Annotated in this window: 20 protein-coding genes; 19 read left to right on the top strand and 1 reads right to left on the bottom strand. The window is 40.7% G+C overall.

All coding sequences use genetic code 11. From position 1 onward, the window contains the following. Nucleotides 1–313: 313 nt before the first annotated feature. Nucleotides 314–1,177 (top strand): alpha/beta fold hydrolase, encoded by an 864-nt coding sequence (locus tag KCX82_RS02765; protein ID WP_227016904.1) that lies wholly within the window; start codon nucleotides 314–316, stop codon nucleotides 1,175–1,177. A 67-nt stretch (nucleotides 1,178–1,244) separates the two neighbouring features. On the opposite strand, the gene KCX82_RS02760 is transcribed toward KCX82_RS02765, so the two are convergent. Continuing rightward, a complete protein-coding gene (locus KCX82_RS02760; RefSeq protein WP_227016903.1) occupies nucleotides 1,245–2,969 on the bottom strand; it encodes an Rqc2 family fibronectin-binding protein in 1,725 nt (574 codons plus the stop codon). A gap of 82 nt (nucleotides 2,970–3,051) precedes the next feature. Here KCX82_RS02760 and KCX82_RS02755 point away from each other — a divergent pair, with 82 nt between their 5' ends. The 18 genes from KCX82_RS02755 to ispG all read left to right on the top strand — a co-directional run bounded on the left by KCX82_RS02755 (nucleotide 3,052) and on the right by ispG (nucleotide 17,951). Continuing rightward, on the top strand, nucleotides 3,052–3,936 hold the full coding sequence (locus KCX82_RS02755) for a YicC/YloC family endoribonuclease (RefSeq protein ID WP_227016902.1): 885 nt from the start codon (nucleotides 3,052–3,054) through the stop codon (nucleotides 3,934–3,936). Between the two features lie 144 nt (nucleotides 3,937–4,080). Further along, complete coding sequence (gene gmk / locus KCX82_RS02750; protein ID WP_227016901.1) at nucleotides 4,081–4,689, top strand: guanylate kinase; 609 nt, start codon at nucleotides 4,081–4,083, stop codon at nucleotides 4,687–4,689. Next, entirely contained in the window at nucleotides 4,690–4,902 is a 213-nt protein-coding gene (rpoZ, locus tag KCX82_RS02745) for a DNA-directed RNA polymerase subunit omega (RefSeq protein ID WP_227016900.1), read from the top strand. Between the two features lie 205 nt (nucleotides 4,903–5,107). Continuing rightward, complete coding sequence (locus tag KCX82_RS02740; RefSeq protein ID WP_227016899.1) at nucleotides 5,108–5,962, top strand: amino acid ABC transporter substrate-binding protein; 855 nt, start codon at nucleotides 5,108–5,110, stop codon at nucleotides 5,960–5,962. A 90-nt stretch (nucleotides 5,963–6,052) separates the two neighbouring features. Further along, nucleotides 6,053–6,694: an amino acid ABC transporter permease gene (locus tag KCX82_RS02735; RefSeq protein WP_227016898.1), complete on the top strand. Its 642-nt coding sequence runs from the start codon at nucleotides 6,053–6,055 to the stop codon at nucleotides 6,692–6,694. A gap of 19 nt (nucleotides 6,695–6,713) precedes the next feature. Then, nucleotides 6,714–7,466: an amino acid ABC transporter ATP-binding protein gene (locus tag KCX82_RS02730; RefSeq protein ID WP_227016969.1), complete on the top strand. Its 753-nt coding sequence runs from the start codon at nucleotides 6,714–6,716 to the stop codon at nucleotides 7,464–7,466. A gap of 73 nt (nucleotides 7,467–7,539) precedes the next feature. Next, entirely contained in the window at nucleotides 7,540–8,304 is a 765-nt protein-coding gene (locus KCX82_RS02725) for a tRNA threonylcarbamoyladenosine dehydratase (protein WP_227016897.1), read from the top strand. Between the two features lie 177 nt (nucleotides 8,305–8,481). After that, nucleotides 8,482–8,856, top strand: coding sequence for a LytR/AlgR family response regulator transcription factor (locus tag KCX82_RS02720; RefSeq protein ID WP_227016896.1), 375 nt, complete (start codon nucleotides 8,482–8,484; stop codon nucleotides 8,854–8,856). 193 nt (nucleotides 8,857–9,049) lie between these two features. Beyond that, the gene (rpsB, locus tag KCX82_RS02715; RefSeq protein WP_227016895.1) at nucleotides 9,050–9,802 is read left to right on the top strand and encodes a 30S ribosomal protein S2; all 753 of its coding nucleotides are present in this window, start codon (nucleotides 9,050–9,052) and stop codon (nucleotides 9,800–9,802) included. Nucleotides 9,803–9,847: 45 nt separating this feature from the next. After that, nucleotides 9,848–10,762, top strand: a complete 915-nt coding sequence (gene tsf / locus KCX82_RS02710) for a translation elongation factor Ts (RefSeq protein WP_227016894.1) — start codon at nucleotides 9,848–9,850, stop codon at nucleotides 10,760–10,762. 140 nt (nucleotides 10,763–10,902) lie between these two features. After that, nucleotides 10,903–11,610 (top strand): UMP kinase, encoded by a 708-nt coding sequence (gene pyrH / locus KCX82_RS02705; RefSeq protein WP_227016968.1) that lies wholly within the window; start codon nucleotides 10,903–10,905, stop codon nucleotides 11,608–11,610. A gap of 48 nt (nucleotides 11,611–11,658) precedes the next feature. After that, on the top strand, nucleotides 11,659–12,216 hold the full coding sequence (gene frr / locus KCX82_RS02700) for a ribosome recycling factor (protein ID WP_227016893.1): 558 nt from the start codon (nucleotides 11,659–11,661) through the stop codon (nucleotides 12,214–12,216). 3 nt (nucleotides 12,217–12,219) lie between these two features. Then, a complete protein-coding gene (locus KCX82_RS02695) occupies nucleotides 12,220–12,414 on the top strand; it encodes a hypothetical protein (RefSeq protein ID WP_227016892.1) in 195 nt (64 codons plus the stop codon). Continuing rightward, entirely contained in the window at nucleotides 12,411–13,121 is a 711-nt protein-coding gene (locus KCX82_RS02690; protein ID WP_227016891.1) for an isoprenyl transferase, read from the top strand. Before KCX82_RS02695 ends, KCX82_RS02690 begins: the two co-directional genes overlap by 4 nt. Before the next feature lie 9 nt (nucleotides 13,122–13,130). Further along, on the top strand, nucleotides 13,131–13,916 hold the full coding sequence (locus tag KCX82_RS02685) for a phosphatidate cytidylyltransferase (protein WP_227016890.1): 786 nt from the start codon (nucleotides 13,131–13,133) through the stop codon (nucleotides 13,914–13,916). Nucleotides 13,917–14,752: 836 nt separating this feature from the next. After that, nucleotides 14,753–15,886 carry a 1-deoxy-D-xylulose-5-phosphate reductoisomerase gene (locus KCX82_RS02680; protein WP_227016889.1) on the top strand — a complete coding sequence of 378 codons (1,134 nt, stop codon included), beginning with the start codon at nucleotides 14,753–14,755 and terminating at the stop codon, nucleotides 15,884–15,886. Next, entirely contained in the window at nucleotides 15,883–16,881 is a 999-nt protein-coding gene (gene rseP / locus KCX82_RS02675; protein ID WP_227016888.1) for an RIP metalloprotease RseP, read from the top strand. The genes KCX82_RS02680 and rseP overlap by 4 nt, the downstream gene beginning before the upstream one ends. Then, on the top strand, nucleotides 16,878–17,951 hold the full coding sequence (gene ispG / locus KCX82_RS02670) for a flavodoxin-dependent (E)-4-hydroxy-3-methylbut-2-enyl-diphosphate synthase (protein WP_227016887.1): 1,074 nt from the start codon (nucleotides 16,878–16,880) through the stop codon (nucleotides 17,949–17,951). Before rseP ends, ispG begins: the two co-directional genes overlap by 4 nt. The last annotated feature ends 7 nt before the right edge of the window (nucleotides 17,952–17,958 follow it).

The following is a 17,958-nucleotide window of genomic DNA, read 5'->3' as shown; positions in this document are numbered from 1 at the left end:
ACAGATATGACCGTTTTTAAAATCCATACCGTGACTTAATCTGCCGCATAATGTGCAGTATAATTCTCCTGTCTTATGAGATTCCTTGTCAGAACCATTTTTATAATTTAAATGCATCATTTTATACCTCCTTCTGAAATCTCCATTATCGTGTAAGAGGAGAACTCTCACATTCACTTTTAATATTTAAAGGCTGTTGTTAGATTAATCTTATTGTAGGATTACCGGAAAAATAAATCAAGAAAAAATTATCGAAATGTAATAAATAGTGTATGAAATGTAATAATATAGATATTTTGGGAGATGATTGTAAATGTTTCGAAATTTCAAAGAGGAAAATAAGGGGATTCGTATTCATGGATATGAATGGGAGCCGAAAAATCCGCAAATCGTTGTTTGCCTGGTTCATGGAATAGGGGAGCATGCCGGAAGGTATGACCGAATCGGCGAAATTTTCAAAGAAGCGGGGATATCGTTACTTGGGATGGATTTACGCGGCCACGGGTTTTCTTCTGGTGTCAGGGGACATGCTGCCTGCCGAAAGGATATCTTTGCAGATATTGATTGGCTAATAACCTATGCAATGAATCGATATCCGGGATTGCCTGTGATTTTGTATGGACATAGCATGGGTGGAAATCTGGTATTGGATTACAGGAGAAGGGGTCCCCTCAGATCCATTCCGGAAGGCTACCTCGTCACTTCTCCCTGGGTTCTGCTGAGAAGGGAAATTCCAGGGCATCTTTACTTCTTTGTTAAGCTAATTTCTAAAATCAAACCGGATTTTCAAATGAACTCAGGTGTCAAGCAGGATACCTTGGGCAATAAGGAAATTATAGGAGGTCAGATCAATTCCCACTTGAATCATGGAAAAATATCCGTTCAAACTGCAATCGAGTGTTTTGATATCGGAAGAGCACTCATGGATGGAAAGGTAGAAAAATTCGGAGATGAGCCATTGAGACCCCTGCTTTTGATGCAGGGAGAAGGGGATCAAATTTGCTCCCCGGAAGGCAGCAGGAAAATTGCCGAGCTGGAAGGAGACCTGTGTCAATACATGGAATGGCAAGGCTTCGATCATGAAATACACAATGGGAACGATACGGAGGATGGAACCGAAGTCATATCAGCCATGGTAAGCTGGATTCAAAAGATGAAAATTTCAGCCACTGCTTGAAAAGGTTAAATGTAAATCCGTTATTCCCCTGTGCGGCTCTTGTTTTTGCGGCCGCAGCAGGGAGCACCTATGTTACGGATGGATTTACATAAACAGTTTTATTGTCAACAAATATAACCATCCCCGGCTTTGCCCCGGATGGTTTTTTCACGTGCCGGACCTGTGTGTAATCTACGGGTACATTTTCAGACTCCCTGGCTTTGCTGTGATAGGCAGCAATAGCAGCAGCTTCGAATATGGCGGTTTCTGTAACACCTTTTCCCTCCGTAAATAAGATAACATGAGAACCGGGAATGTCCTTTGTATGAAACCAGACATCTTTGCCGGATGCGGTTTTAAAGGTTAAAATATCATTTTCTTTGTTATTTCTGCCCACCAGAATTTTATGACCGTCACTGGAAGTATACTGGTAGGGTGAAGGCTTGCTTCTGGAGGGTTTGTATTGATTCTTTCTTTTACGCAGATAACCGCCTTCGATCAGCTCCTGTCTCAGCTCCTCAATTTCATCTACAGTTACGGCTTTTTCAATATAAGAAAGAACTGATTCCAGATATTCGATATCCTGATTGGCTTCCCGAAGCTGGATATTTTTCTCGGTTATGGCAGTCTTTGCCTTGCTATATTTTTTATAATACCTTTGTGCATTCTGAGAAGGAGAAAATCTGGGATCCAAAGTTATTTGAACAATTTGGTTGTCATAATAATTCAATACCTCGGCGGCCCCATCCCCCTGACGTATCAAATGAAGGTTTGCTGTGAGCAATTCTCCATAGAGGCGGTCAGTTTCCGCATTTGCTGCTTTTAATAAATCCTCAGACAATCGCTGCTTTTTTAAATAAAGCTTATCCAGGCTATTGTGAATAGCTCTTTCCAGATCTGAGGATTTTTGTTTGATTCGATTGGAGGAGCTTTTATTGGAATAAAAATAATCCGCAGCTTCACTGATATGATCAAAAGATAATTCTTCATAAATCCCTTTGAATGCGGCGAGGGGGAATAAATGAAAATCTACGGGCACGCCGTTGTCATCCAGATAAACCTTGGGTGAAAAATCACCATTATGGATCTTTTGGCTAAAGTTTTTGATTACCGTAAGAAGCGATGCGGCATCAGGATTTTCTGTATGAGATGAATCGGATAGCAGGCCGGCCTGAAATACGATTTCTTCTGCGATGACAGGACTGATCCCCTGAATACGGTCTACCAGCGCTCTGGAAAGCCTGTCCTGAGCAAATTCTGCCATTGAAATGAGATGCTGTTCTGTAATCTCATGATATGGAACTTTTTCCTGAGACGGAGGATAGACATAGATCTGTCCGGGAAGTATCTGACGATACCGGTTGACATCAATAGAAATCCTTTTGATACTGTCGATAATTTTCCCGGTTACCGCATCTATAACGATAATATTGCTGTGCTTTCCCATAATTTCTATGATCAGCTTTTTATTCACGGAAAAACCCAGTTCGTTAATCGTATCTACAGACATTTCAACGATACGTTCCGTGTCCTTCTGAAGGATGGAGGAAATTCGTCCTCCCTGCAGATGTTTGCGGAGTAGCATGCAAAATCCCGAGGGATTCTGGGGATTGCTTCCTGCGGAAGAAATCAGATGCATTCTAGCATGACTGCTGTTGGAAGATAAATAAAGTTTATAATTTTCCCGGCCTGAATGAATATTCATAATGATTTCATCCGATTCGGGCTGATATATTTTTTCGATTTTGCCGCCTACCAGCAATTGGCTCAACTGCCTGGTGACGGCCCCGGTGACCATACCGTCAAAACCCATTGTGAAGTCTCCTTTAATGTTGTATAATACATTATGATACCATATTTTCTAAAAATAACAAGCAAGGTAAGGAGAACTTTGTATGATAAAAAGTATGACCGGCTTCGGCAGAAGCGAATATACAGACGGGAAACGGAACATAATTGTAGAAATCAAATCAGTCAATCATAGATACAGTGATATTACAATTAAAATGCCGAGACGGTATTCATTTGCTGAGGATAAGCTGAAAGGGAAGGTAAAGGACATCGCAAGACGCGGAAAAATAGATGTTTCCATCATCGTAGAAAACATTACCGAGGATGACACCAATGTGAAACTGAATACTATGGTAGCCAGACAGTATTATGATAATCTGAGGGAACTGCAAAAAAGCTTTGATGTAAGCGGAGATATCACCTTACAGTTTTTATCCACTCTGCCAGATGTTATGAAGTCCATTCCTGATGTGGAAGACGAGGAAGCAATTTTCAAGAGTCTTGAAATTCCGGTATTAGAAGCTTCTAAAAAGTTGGATCAGATGAGAATTACAGAGGGGGCCAAGCTTGCAGAGGACATTATAAAAAGAGGGGAATTAATCCGAAATCTGGTAAAATTAATAGAGGAAAGATCACCGGAAGTAACGAAGGCTTACATGGAAAAACTCAGGGACAGAATGAAAGAGCTTCTGGGCAACAGCATTACGGTTCCGGAAGATAGAATCCTGGTAGAAGCAGCTTTGTTTGCCGACAAATGCAGTATTACGGAGGAACTGGTACGTTTGGACAGCCATATTCTTCAGTTGAATCATATCATATCAAGCAGCAATCAACCGGATGGGAAAAAGCTGGATTTTCTGGTTCAGGAAATGAACAGAGAGGCCAATACCATTGGCTCAAAGGCCAACGATATTGAAATTACGAATAAAGTACTCGATATAAAAAGTGAAATTGAAAAAATCAGAGAACAGGTTCAGAATATCGAATAGTCATGGAGTTTTCACTTTAGATGTGACTTTCTGTATTTGAATAAAAAAATATGTTGTATTATTATCATTCTTGAGGTATTCTATATATTTGCAGGACGAGATTTTGATTAGACAGTACAAGAGGAAGAAGCGAAAGGATATACTATGAGCAAAGGCCTATTATTTGTTGTTTCCGGACCATCAGGAGCAGGTAAAGGTACCATCTGTAAAAAACTATTGGAGAAAACGGATATTGAGTTGTCTGTATCCATGACCACCAGAAGCCCCAGACCAGGTGAGAAAGAAGGAAAAAATTACTTTTTTGTGCCCAAAGAAAAGTTTCTGGAGGTTCTTCATGACAATGGTTTTTTAGAGTATGCCAAAGTATATGGAAATTATTACGGAACACCAAAGGATATTGTGCTGAAGAAATTGGATGACGGAAAAGATGTAGTTCTTGAAATTGATATTCAGGGAGCTTTACAAATCAGGGATTCCTATCCGAAAGGCATTTTTATCTTTATTCTGCCGCCTTCCATGTCCGAACTAAGGAAAAGGATTACGGGCAGAGGTTCTGAAACCGAGGATGATATTAACCTAAGATTGGGGGAAACATTAAAAGAAGTATCCTATATTGACAAATATGATTATTGTGTTATTAACGGCGAAATTGACGAGGCTGTGAACAGGGTGGCTGCTATTATTAAGGCAGAACATTCCAGGGTCTCGGAAGATATCTATAAATTAATTGCAAAATATAAGGAGGAGATGTAAATGTTATATCCGTCAATTAATCTGATTAGAAAAAAGGCAGACAGCAGGTACACCCTAGTAATTTTGGCGGCTAAAAGAGCCAGAGATATCATAGATGGGAAACCCAAGCTTACGGAAGAAGATATTGAAAAGCCGGTATCCATTGCAGCTCACGAAATTGCTGAAGATTTAATTACGTATCATCGTGAACGTGAAATGGAATCAGGAAGATAACCATATAGGAGCGGTATGAAACCGCTCCATTTTTTTATTATGCAGGAAATATCGCTTTCAGCGATATTGACGGAATATCAAAGAAAGAAATAATTCGTTCTTCATTCTTTTTTATTATTTATACAATTTAATACTTTACAAATTTAGCGTAGTAAAGTATAATGGAGACATAAGCGTATTGCTACATAAGAGGAGGAAATGAATAATGTTCAAGAAAGTTAGTTTGTTACTGGTACTCGTACTCATGATGAGTGTATTTGCAGTTGGATGCGGCGGTGGAGAAACTCAAGAACCAGCAGGCGATGTTGATACATCATTAACCGATTTACAGGAAAAAGGAACTTTAATCATTGGTTGTGATGATGCTTTCCCCCCAATGGGCTTTATCGGAGATGACGGTGAAATTATTGGTTTCGATATAGATCTTGGAAAAATGGTTGCAGAAAAACTTGGTGTAGAAGCCGTTATTCAGCCTATTGACTGGTCTGCAAAAGAAATGGAATTAAACAGCGGCAATATCGATGTAATCTGGAATGGTTATACCATTACGGCTGAAAGAATTGAGCAGGTGGAATTCACAAAACCTTATCTGAATAACCAGCAGGTTCTGGTCGTTGCTGCAGATTCTCCTTATCAGACAAAAGCTGATTTAGAGGGTAAAATTGTAGGTGCTCAGGTTGAAAGCGCCGGTTTGGATGCGCTGAAGGCAGATGAAGCTTTTTCCTCTGCACTGGCTGACATGCCGGAATATGATGATTACCTGTATGCTTTGATGGATCTTGGAACTTCAAGACTGGATGCCGTAGCAGTAGATAAAATACTGATCGGATATACCATGCAGCAGACACCTGGCAAATATAGAGTACTTGACGAAGGTCTGGCAGACGAGTATTATGGTATTGGTTGCGCTAAGGGTTCCGTTGCTCTCAGAGAAGCAATCGACAAAGCCCTTGACGAATTATGGGAAGACGGAAGCATAGAAGCGCTTTCAACAAAGTGGTTCGGTGAAAACATCGTAATCCGTGACGTTGAACAGCTGACTGCTGACGACTTTAAATAAGCGTGCTCCTTAGATTAAATAAAGGAATAGGGCTTCTGCTTCGGCAGAGGCTTTGTTCTTTCTTGGAACAGAAGAAAGGTGGTCTATTCATTGGACAATTTACTGAATATGGGTTTTTACATATTGCAGGGAGCGATCATCTCCATTAAAATTTATGTAGTCACCATACTATTATCCATACCCTTGGGGATGCTATGCTCTATGGGAAAACTTTCGAGATTTAAGTTTTTACAATGGATTCTTGAAGCGTATACCTGGATTTTTCGAGGCACCCCCTTGTTATTGCAGCTGTTTTTCGTTTATTACGGCTTACCTTACCTGGGCATTGAACTTTCCAAGGAGATGGCAGCCTATGTAACCTTTGTGATTAACTATGGGGCATATTTTACCGAGATTTTCAGAGCCGGTATCCAGTCCATAGACAAGGGACAATATGAAGCGGCAAAAGCCTTGGGTATGAATTACAGACAGACCATGAAAAGCATCATCATTCCCCAGGCGATCAAGGTGGTTCTGCCTCCTACAGGGAATGAGGCCGTCACATTGATCAAGGACACAGCGCTTTGCTCTGTTATTGCTCTTGCTGATATTTTAAGAAATGCAAAAGCCATGGTATCCAAATATGCCACCATAGAAGGCTTTATCATAGCCGCCATTCTTTATCTGGTAATGACATTCGTGATTATCCGTGTCTTCCGGTATATTGAAAAGCGTTTTGCGTACTATAATTAGGAGGGACACCATGAATGAGATCATACGCGTTGAAAATCTACACAAGAGTTTTCAATCTTTGAACGTATTGAAAGGTATCAACTTAAGTGTGGCCAAAGGAGAGATCGTATCGATCATAGGTCCTTCCGGTTCAGGAAAGAGCACACTTCTAAGATGCCTGAACCATTTAGAGGTTGCGGATAAAGGCAGTATCAGCTTTGAGGGTCAATATATTGCCAAAGAGGATTCGACAGGAAAAGCGGTTTACAAGAGTAATAAAGAGGTGCTCTCCATCTGCAGCAACATCGGTATGGTATTTCAAAACTTTAATTTATTTCCCCATAAGTCTGTGCTCAGGAACATTATCGAGGCACCGGTTATGGTAAAGGGAAAATCCAAAGCAGAAGCAGAAAAAACAGCGGAAGATCTGCTGACAAAGGTAGGCTTACTGGATAAAAAGAATGCCTACCCGGGACAGCTTTCCGGAGGTCAGAAACAGAGGGTGGCTATTGCAAGAGCCTTGGCTATGGAACCTGATATCATGCTTTTCGACGAACCTACTTCAGCCCTGGATCCCGAGCTGATCGGAGAAGTTCTGCAGGTAATCAAGAAGCTGGCTGAAGAGCGCATGACCATGATTATCGTAACCCATGAGATGAATTTTGCAAGAGAGATTTCCGACCGAATCGTCTTTATGGATGACGGACAGATCGTTGTTGACGGTGTTCCAGACGATATCTTTGTAAATCCGGAGCATCCGAGAATCAGGACCTTCCTGAATAAGGTGTTATAATCATATTCCGAAATCGGATACCCAAATCTGATTCCGGTGTTTTACAAGTCTATTCTTTTTGGCAGAGGTGAACATGATGAAATCCATTTATGACAGGACGCGTATGCTTCTTGGAGAAAAAAGCTTTCAAAAAATTCATTCGAAAAATATTATCATCTTTGGTCTTGGCGGAGTAGGCGGCTATGCAGCTGAGGCTCTCGTTAGAGCCGGAATCAAAACATTGACACTTGTTGATCATAGCAGGGTAGAAGCTTCCGACCTGAACCGGCAATTGGTTGCGCTTCAAAGCACCCTTGGTAAAAACAAGACGGAGGTAATGGCAGCCCGTATTTTGGATATCAATCCTGAAGCCGAGACAGCAATTTCGTCGGAAACTTTGGATGAAAACTTGATAAAGAACTTCGCCATGAAAGACTTTGACTATGTTATCGATGCATTAGACCAAATTCCCGATAAACTCCTGCTGATACAATATGCCAAATCCTTGGGAGTGCCGATCATATCCTCCATGAGTATGGGAAATCGGTTTGATCCTACCCAGCTAAAGGTGGGAGATATCGGTAAAGCCAGGATGTGTCCCATGTCAAAATTGATCCGTAAGGAAATAGCAAAATCGGGGATCAAAGATTTAAAGGTGGTTTATTCTACGGAGAATCCGCATCGTGAAGAACTTCCGGAAGACGGCAGCAGAGTTCCATCCAGTATTTCTTTTCTGCCTGCGGCAGCAGGATTGATGATGGCTTCGGAAGTGGTAAAGGATTTGCTGTTGTGGGAACCGGGAGAAAAGATGATTTTTGGAATCAGGCGCCCGCAAAAATCGATTAAGATAGACTATTAAAGCCAATATGATACCCGTATCGACATTGAATCGTTTCAATGTCGTTTTTTGTTGTAAAAAAATAACGTTCAGGAATGAAATTTATCAGAAAATTTGCAACATTTTTGCCTCAAAAATCCTCTAATACGCAGGGAAATATTTTTAGAACCAGGTTGCGTAATGGAGGGAGGAAACGTTATGGATCCAAAAAGAAACAAGGAGTCGAACCAGGGATATATACCTGTTATAACACGAAAAGAATCCAGTAAGGTCTGGATAAAAGAAATCCTGTATATTGAGAAAGAATTAAGATTGATTAAAATTTATACTGCCGGCAGAGTGTATTCCTTTTATGGAAAACTGGATGATATTATGAAATATTTGGATGATAACTTTTACAGATGCCATAGAAGCTGTGTTGTAAATTTAGATAAAATCCTCAGAATGGAAAAAGGGATTTTTTATCTGGAAGGCGGAAAGACCCTGAGAGTAGGTCAGAATAATTATCAATATACCAGAAGCTATTATCGCAGATTTTTGGAAAAGAACGATAAAGCTAAGGAATTTGAATGAAATTTGCATAAGTTTTCCTTGATTTTCCCAATATAATATAGTATAGTATTTGAGGATATGTGTCAGGCAGACCTTATCCATCATTATTTTTATCAAATTCACACACTTGGTTTCTTGAGAACTGGTGCCTGTTGCAAGGTCATTCTCCGGGAAAAACCAAAGTGGAGGAAGAAAAACCAGGAGGGAAAAAATTATGGCAGTTATTTCAATGAAACAATTATTAGAAGCAGGTGTGCATTTCGGACACCAGACCAGAAGATGGAACCCTAAGATGGCTCCATACATCTTCACTGAAAGAAATGGAATTTACATCATTGACCTTCAGAAAACAGTAAAGAAAATTGACGAAGCATATGGTTTCATGAAGGAAGTGGCAGCAACCGGCAGACCGGTTCTTTTCGTTGGTACAAAGAAACAGGCTCAGGCAGCTATTGCTGATGAAGCAAAGAGATGCGGCATGTACTTTGTTAACGAAAGATGGTTGGGTGGTATGCTTACCAATTATAAAACCATTTCCATGAGAATCAAAAGACTCAATGATATTAAAGCTATGGAAACAGACGGAACTTTTGAGGCATTAACAAAAAAAGAAGTTATTAAATTGAGAGGCGAACTGGAAAAGCTTGAAAAGTTCTTGGGCGGCATTAAAGAAATGAGGGGTATGCCTGCTGCAATTTTTGTAGTAGATCCTAAGAAAGAAAGAATTGCAATCAAAGAAGCAAGAATATTAGGAATTCCAATTATCGGAATCGTAGATACAAACTGTGATCCGGATGACGTAGATTATATTATCCCTGCTAATGATGATGCAATCAGAGCAGTTAAATTAATTGCCGGCAGAATGGCTGACGCGATTATTGAAGCAAACCAGGGTGAAAGCTTTGCTGAAGCTGATGAAGCTGCAGCTGAGGAAAAAGAAGAAGCGCTGGCAGAAGACGCTGAATAATCCAAGATAAAATAGATAATAAACGAAACAGGAGGAAGTACGAGAATGGAAGTAACCGCTAGTTTGGTGAAAGAGCTGCGTGAAAGAACCGGCGCAGGAATGATGGATTGTAAGAAAGTACTTGTGGAAACAAGTGGAGATATGGATAAAGCAATTGAATTGCTTCGTGAAAAAGGTCTGGCTAAGGCTGCAAAAAAAGCCGGCAGAGTTGCTTCACAGGGTCTTGTAAAACTTGCTTTCTCAGCTGATGGTAAAAAGGCAGCTGCAGTAGAAGTAAACTCAGAAACAGACTTTGTAGCTAAAAATGAAGAGTTTATTGAATTCGTATCCAATTTAGCTGATATGGCGCTGGATACCGATGTGACAGATATGGACGCTTTCATGGCACTTGATTATAAGGGAGAAGGCACTGTTACGGAAGCATTAAACGGAAAAATTGCAAAAATTGGCGAAAACATGAACGTGAGAAGATTTGCAAAATGCCAGACTCCTGGAGTTGTATACGTAGGATATTCACATGGAAACGGTAAAATCGGAGTTCTTGTCGGTTTGGAAACAGAAGCTTCTGCTGATGAAGTGAATGTAATGGGAAGAGACGTTGCCATGCAGGTTGCTTCCATGAATCCGAAGTTCATTGATGAATCCGCCGTAGATCCCGAATATCTGGAAAGCGAAAAGAAAATCCTGGTTCACCAGGCGCTGAATGAAGGAAAGCCTGCTGATATCGTTGAAAAAATGGTAATGGGCAGACTGAAGAAGGAATTGAAGGAAACTTGTCTTCTGGAACAGAAATTTGTTAAAGACGGCGAAATCAGCGTAGGCCAGTATGTTGCTAATTGTTCTAAAGAAATCGGAAAGCCAATGAAAGTTGTTGAAATGATCAGATATGAAGTTGGCGAAGGAATTGAAAAGAAAGAAGAAAATTTTGCAGAAGAAGTTGCAAAACAGATGAACAGCTAATTAGAATATGCTATAATAAAAGGACACTACGATCTAGTGTCCTTTAGATTAGTAATCATAATAACGAGGCGAAAAGATTTCTCCCGCCTCATTGAAACGCACAGATGGCAGTAGAAATCTACAAAACAGGAAAGGACGCGATTATGGAGCCGAAATATAAGAGAGTGGTTTTAAAGATTAGCGGAGAAGCATTAGCTGGAGAGAATAAGTTTGGTCTAAACGAAGAAATGCTCAGCATGGTGGCAAAGCAGGTAAAAGCACTCGTTGAGTTGGGCGTTCAGGTAGCTGTTGTCGTTGGCGGCGGAAACTTCTGGAGAGGAAGAACCAGCAAAAGTATGGATCGGGCTACGGCTGATTACATGGGTATGCTGGCAACGGTAATCAACTCACTGGCACTTCAGGACGCATTTGAAGCGATAGGCATTCCTACGAGAGTACAGACAGCCATTGAGATGAAGGAAGTAGCAGAACCTTATATCCGACGAAGAGCCATGGCTCATTTATCAAAAAATGTAGTGGTAATTTTTGCTGCCGGTACCGGAAATCCATTCTTCTCTACAGATACCACAGCCGCGCTGAGAGCTGCCGAAATTGAAGCAGATATCATACTTCTGGCAAAAAAAATCGATGCAGTTTACTCCGACGATCCGGAGAAAAATCCCGATGCGGTACGTTTTGACCAGCTGACTCATAAAGAAGTACTGGATAGGGGATTGGGTGTAATGGACTCCACTGCAGCTTCCCTATGCATGGATAATAAAATTCCTATTCATGTTTTTGGACTTTCTGAACCGGATAATGTCATTAAGGCAATCTATGGTGAAAAAATAGGCACAATCATAAAGTAAAATAATAGAGTTATGTATTAACAAAATTAAATTGCGGAGGATGAAATTATGAGTATTGATGTACAGCAGGTTCTAGATGAAAAAACAAAAAAAAGTATGGCAGTCTTAAAAGAAGAATTAAATACAGTAAGAGCGGGAAGGGCAAATGCGGCATTACTGGATAAGGTAATGGTTGACTATTATGGCAGCCCCACACCACTTAAAAACATTTCAAATATATCTGTTCCCGATCCAAGGAGTCTTATGATTTCACCATTTGACCCGAAATCCATCCATGACATTGAAAAAGCCATCAATGTCGCTAATTTGGGAATTAATCCTTCCAATGACGGAAAAGTAATCCGATTGGTGATTCCGGCTGTTACTGAAGAAAGAAGAAAAGAACTCACTAAGACAGTTAAAAAAATGGGTGAAGATGCCAAAGTTGCCATCAGAAATGAAAGAAGAGATGCCAACGATGAGCTGAAAAAGCAGGAAAAAGCCGGAGAACTTACAGAGGACGATTTAAAAAAAGCATTGGATGAGGTTCAGAAAAAAACCGATAAATGCATCAAAGACATCGATCAAATGATCGTTGATAAAGAAAAGGAAATCATGGAGGTTTAACCATTGAGGGACTTTCCTGATGTACTAGGTATGGAGTTAAATGCAGCATCAGCCCTTCTGGAAGCAGAAGGGCTAGCTTTTCGTATTATAGAAACAAAATCAACCAAAAAGGAACCGCTGAATGGGTTTCTCAGGGTAATCAGAGTACAGAGCCTGAAAGAGGCCGAAAACCTGGTAGTAACGGTGTGCAAAATATGATAGATTACGATAAAATACCATCTCATGTTGCAATCATCATGGATGGGAACGGCAGGTGGGCGCAGAGCAAAAATCTCCCAAGATTTGCAGGGCATAATGCCGGAATGATTGCGATGAAAGAAATTGTGAAGGCTTCTTCCGTGCTGGGCATTCATCACCTTACGGTCTATGCCTTTTCAACGGAGAACTGGAAGCGTTCTATGGAAGAGGTAAGCGGTATTTTTAAACTGCTTGTTCTTTATGTGGAGAAAGAGCTGAAAGAACTCCACGAAAACAATGTAAAGGTAAAAATTATCGGGGATTACCAGAAATTGCCGGGAGATGCAGTGAAAAGTATTGAAAAAACCCTTGAAGTAACGAAAAATAATACCGGACTTCAGTTTAATATAGCATTAAATTACGGCAGCCGGGATGAGATTGTAAGATCCGTAAAAGTCCTTGCTCAGGAAGTTGAAAATGGAAAATTAAAGGCTGAGGACATTACAGAAGATATGATTTCGAATTATCTATATACGGCTGGAATTCCTGATCCGGATATGATAATCAGAACCAGCGGTGAAAAAAGATTAAGCAATTACCTCTTATGGCAGTGTGCTTACAGTGAATTTATTTTTACCGATGTGCTTTGGCCGGACTTTAAAAAGGAAGAATTTCATAAAGCCATTGAAGAATATCAAGGAAGAAAAAGACGTTATGGCGGAAGGTGAGGAATTGGAATGAAGACAAGAATCATATCAGGAATTATCATGCTTCCTCTGCTGGCTGTGGTTTTCTTTGGCGGAAGAGTATTATTAATAGCCAGTTTTATTATAGGAATTCTAGGTGTTAGAGAGTTTTATCGGGGCTTTGAATCTATCGGCGTAAAACCGTCCTATCTGACTGCCAATATCAGCATATTAGGCTTATATGCCATTAACCTCTTTGGGGGAGGCAACGAACAATATTACAGGCTGTGGTTTTTCGCAGTGATCATTATGAGTCTCCTTTACCTTTTTAAAATTGAAGAACGTGAATTACAGGATGCCATGGTCACTATGGCAGGAATCTTTTATGTTATTTTCTTCTCCTTCCATGTTACTCTGGTGGAACAGATTCCGGAATATGGCGTTTTTGTCTGGCTGATTTTCATCACGGCCTTCGGAACAGACAGCATGGCTTATTTCAGCGGATTTGCTTTCGGCAAGCATAAACTCTGCCCGAAAATCAGTCCCAAGAAAACAATCGAAGGCGCCATCGGCGGTACTTTAGGAAGTCTGCTCTTTTGTGCCCTATTTGGTTATTTCGTGATACCCAGACTGTTGCTCCATTGTATTATTATCGGTCTGCTTGGAGGCATCATTTCTCAGTTTGGAGATTTGACCGCATCCATCTTTAAGAGAAAAATAGGAATCAAAGACTACGGAAATTTAATACCGGGACATGGCGGTGTGCTGGACCGAATCGACAGCGTACTGTTCACGGCCCCGTTGATTTACTATTATATAATGCTTGTGATTCAATAAAGTGGGTAACTATTATTTATTAGTTAGTCAAATTTCATTTATTAGTATTTAAACCGAATCATTCAACTGCCAGATCGAAGTAGTTGAGTTTTGACAAGCCAAAGGTCTGACTTTGTATCACGAAAATACTCACAGGTTTCTAATGATATGGTCTCGATTCGTTATTTTTAACCCCAAAAACAAACGGTATCCCTAATCGGTGTTTTTGGGTTATAGCAAAACTTGAATGCCATCATTAAAAATAACATCATCTTCATCCTATGTCATTGACGAAACCTGTTCGGATATTTTCTTAAATCCAAAGTTCAGCCATTGCGGCTTGGTAAAAAACTCGCTAAAGCTAAAAGCTGGCAGTTCAATAGCGTAATATACATAATTTTATTTTGACTAACGGGGTGGCCTGACTAAAAAAGCAAATTTTAAAAAACTAAGAAAAATTTGCTTACCGCTAATAATAGTGGAATGCCATTGTTTGTAAACTATGTGATTTAATTTGTCTGATCAGCAAAAGGGCTATAACAATACGTCGGAATGATTTTGCTTTGGTCTTATCCGAAATGGTCATAATCTTTATGGGATATAAGCAAAGCCTTGAGCAGGTTTGAAGTATTTTCAACCGAATCGAGTAGGATTTTTCGTAGATTGCATCAGCAATCTCAGCAAATAATGTGACCCTTCACATTTTTGCGCACGAAAAATCATGAGATGAGGTTATGAAAATATCAAAACTGCGAACCAGCTTTGCGTTATCACATAAAATTAGACCTTTTGCTGATCAGACAAAAATTCAAACTTAGTTTCACAAACTAATAAATAATAGCTTTAAGGGAGAAACAATGAAAAAAATCGCAATACTAGGTTCCACAGGATCTATCGGTACCCAGGCATTGGATATTATAGAACAGAACCCGGACCTCTTTTGTGCTACGGTATTGACCTGTGGAAGCAATGCAGATAAACTTTCCGAACAAATTGCAAAACATAAACCCGCTCTTGCAGTCACCGCCTATGAGGATGATGCGGTTGCATTGAGCAAGATACATCCGGATACGGAATTTCTATACGGGATGGAAGGGCTGACCGTAGCTGCAGCTATGGCTGATTCCGATCTGGTTTTGAATGCACTGATGGGCATGAGAGGATTGATACCTACTTACTGTGCCATTGAAGCGGGCAAAGATATTGCCTTTGCAAACAAAGAAACATTGGTGGCAGGAGGAGAGCTGATCATGGGTGCGGCGGCGAAGCATAAAGTTCGGCTGCTGCCTGTTGACAGTGAACATAGTGCTATTTTTCAGGCATTGCAGGGTAATGAACATAAGAATATAAACAGGCTGATTTTGACGGCATCCGGGGGACCTTTTCGGGGGTATACTCTTGAGCAGCTTGAAAAAGTAACGTTAGCCCAGGCTTTAAAGCATCCGAATTGGACGATGGGAAGCAAGATTACCATTGACTCAGCAACCATGATGAATAAGGGATTGGAAGTGATCGAGGCCAGATGGATTTTTGATATGCCGGCTGAGCAAATTGATGTTGTCATCCACCCTGAGAGCATTATCCATTCCATGGTTGAATATGTGGATCATTCCATCATTGCACAGCTCGGAGTTCCGGATATGAGAGTGCCTATCAGTTACGCATTTACTTACCCGGATCGAATCGAAAACAACTGCTCCAGTGTAGATTTTTTTGAACTGGGTACATTAACCTTTGAAAAGCCGAATCGGAAAACCTTTCAATGTCTCGACTTTGCTTACGAGGCATTAAAAGCAGGCGGAAGCTATCCTGTTGTATTGAATGCTGCCAACGAAATTTTAGTGCAGCAATTTTTAGAAAACAGGATAAGTTTCATTGATATTCAGAATACTATTGACAAAGTGCTGCAGGAGCATGAAGTCATCTATCATTTGGATATGGAAGGGATTTTAGAAGTAGATAAAAAGACCAGGGGGGAATTAGAAAAATGATGATTATCTATGCCATATTAATCTTTTGTTTATTGATTTTTGTTCACGAATTGGGACACTATATTCTGGCAAAGTCAGTAGGGATTAAAGTAAATGAATTTGCATTGGGTATGGGTCCGCTGCTTTTTCATTTTAAAAAGGGAGATACGGAATATTCCTTAAGGGCACTGCCTATCGGCGGATTCTGCAAAATGGAAGGGGAAGATGAGGAATCCAGCGATACAGCAGCTTTTAATAACAAGCCGTTTTGGGCAAAAGCACTTGTGGTCATTGCAGGCTCTGCAATGAATTTAGTTCTTGCGATTGTTATTTTATCCATCGTCTTTATGTCTGTAGGGATGCCTACCAATATTATCAAAGAGCTTACACCGGATAATCCTGCTGCAGTGGCGGGAATGCTGCCGGGGGATAAAATTGTACAGATCGAGGATAAGGTAATTCGTGAATGGAACGATATTACAGATACTATAGGCCAAAGTACCGGGGATACCATTACCGTGGTTGTTGAAAGAAATGGAGAGCAGCTCAACTTTGAAACTGCTGTGACGACTGCAGAAAATGGACGCAGAGTGATCGGCATCACGCCGGAATATGGTAAAAATCCGGGGAAAGCGTTGGTTTTGGGAGCTCAAAGTACGGTAGAAATGGGCATCAAAATGGTTGAGGTGATTGGCCAGCTCTTTACCGGTGAAGTATCCACCAAAAATCTTACAGGACCGGTTGGAATTGTTTACATGGTTGGTGATACTGCCAAGATGGGCATTTTCTATTTAGCACAGTTGACAGCATTAATCAGTTTAAATCTGGCGATCGTAAATATGCTGCCTTTCCCTGCATTGGACGGAGGCAGACTTCTCTTCATGGTAATTCGATTATTTACTGGAAAAGCGATATCCGATGAAACGGAAGGAAAAATACATTTTATCGGCATCATGCTGTTGTTCGGTCTGATGATTTATATTACATTCCAGGATGTAGGAAGGTTTATTCTATGAGCAGGCAGATATTTTGCGGGGGCCTGGCAATCGGCGGAGGCGCTCCCGTGTCCATTCAGTCCATGACGAATACGGATACCAGGAATATTTCTGCTACGGTCGATCAAATCATGAAACTGGAAGAAGCAGGCTGTAATATTGTACGTTGTGCCATCCCGGATATGGAGGCAGCAGAAGCCTTTGGAGAAATTAAAAGAAAAGTAAAGCTCCCCTTGGTAGCAGATATCCATTTTGATTATCGATTAGCTGTAGCTGCTATTGGGAATGGTGCGGACAAAGTTCGAATTAACCCAGGAAATATTGGTAGCAGGGATAGGGTAAAGGCAGTGATAGATGCTGCGAAGGAAAGAAAAATACCCATTCGAATTGGGGTAAATTCAGGCTCTTTGGAAAAAGATATTTTAGAGAAATATGGAGGGGTTACCCCCGAAGGACTGGCAGAAAGTGCACTGCGCAGCATTCAATATGTAGAGGAGCTTGATTTTTTCGATATTGTAGTATCGCTAAAATCGTCCGATGTCAGATTTAATAATCAGGCGCATCATATCATCAGGGATAAGATGGACTATCCGCTGCATATCGGAATTACCGAATCCGGTACGGTGGAAAGCGGTAAGGCAAAGTCCGCTATTGGTATCGGGGCGTTGCTTTTAGCCGGTATCGGAGATACCATTCGGGTATCGCTTACTGGGGATCCTGTGAATGAAGTATATTTTGCAAAAGAAATCCTGAAGGCTTTGGATTTAAAAAGCAGTGTAATCAATTTGGTTTCCTGCCCGACCTGCGGAAGATGCGGTGTAGACCTTGCTAAAATAGCCGCTGAGGTAGAAGCTGCAATCAAACCTATGGAAACAGAAATGGCAAGAAAAAAACAACCTTCTATTACCGTGGCCGTAATGGGATGTGAGGTAAACGGACCGGGAGAGGCAAGGGAGGCCGACCTGGGTGTTGCCTGCGGTAAAGGGAAAGGAATCCTCTTTAAAAAAGGGAAAGTCATAAAAACAGTAAATGAGGATGAGATTGCAAAGGAACTCATTTTATATATCAATCAGGAACATATTTTAGTTTAATTTTTAC

The sequence above is a fragment of the Sinanaerobacter chloroacetimidivorans genome (assembly GCF_018128545.1).
Lineage (GTDB): Bacteria > Bacillota > Clostridia > Peptostreptococcales > Anaerovoracaceae > Sinanaerobacter > Sinanaerobacter chloroacetimidivorans.
This window is presented reverse-complemented; position numbering and strand designations above follow the sequence as displayed.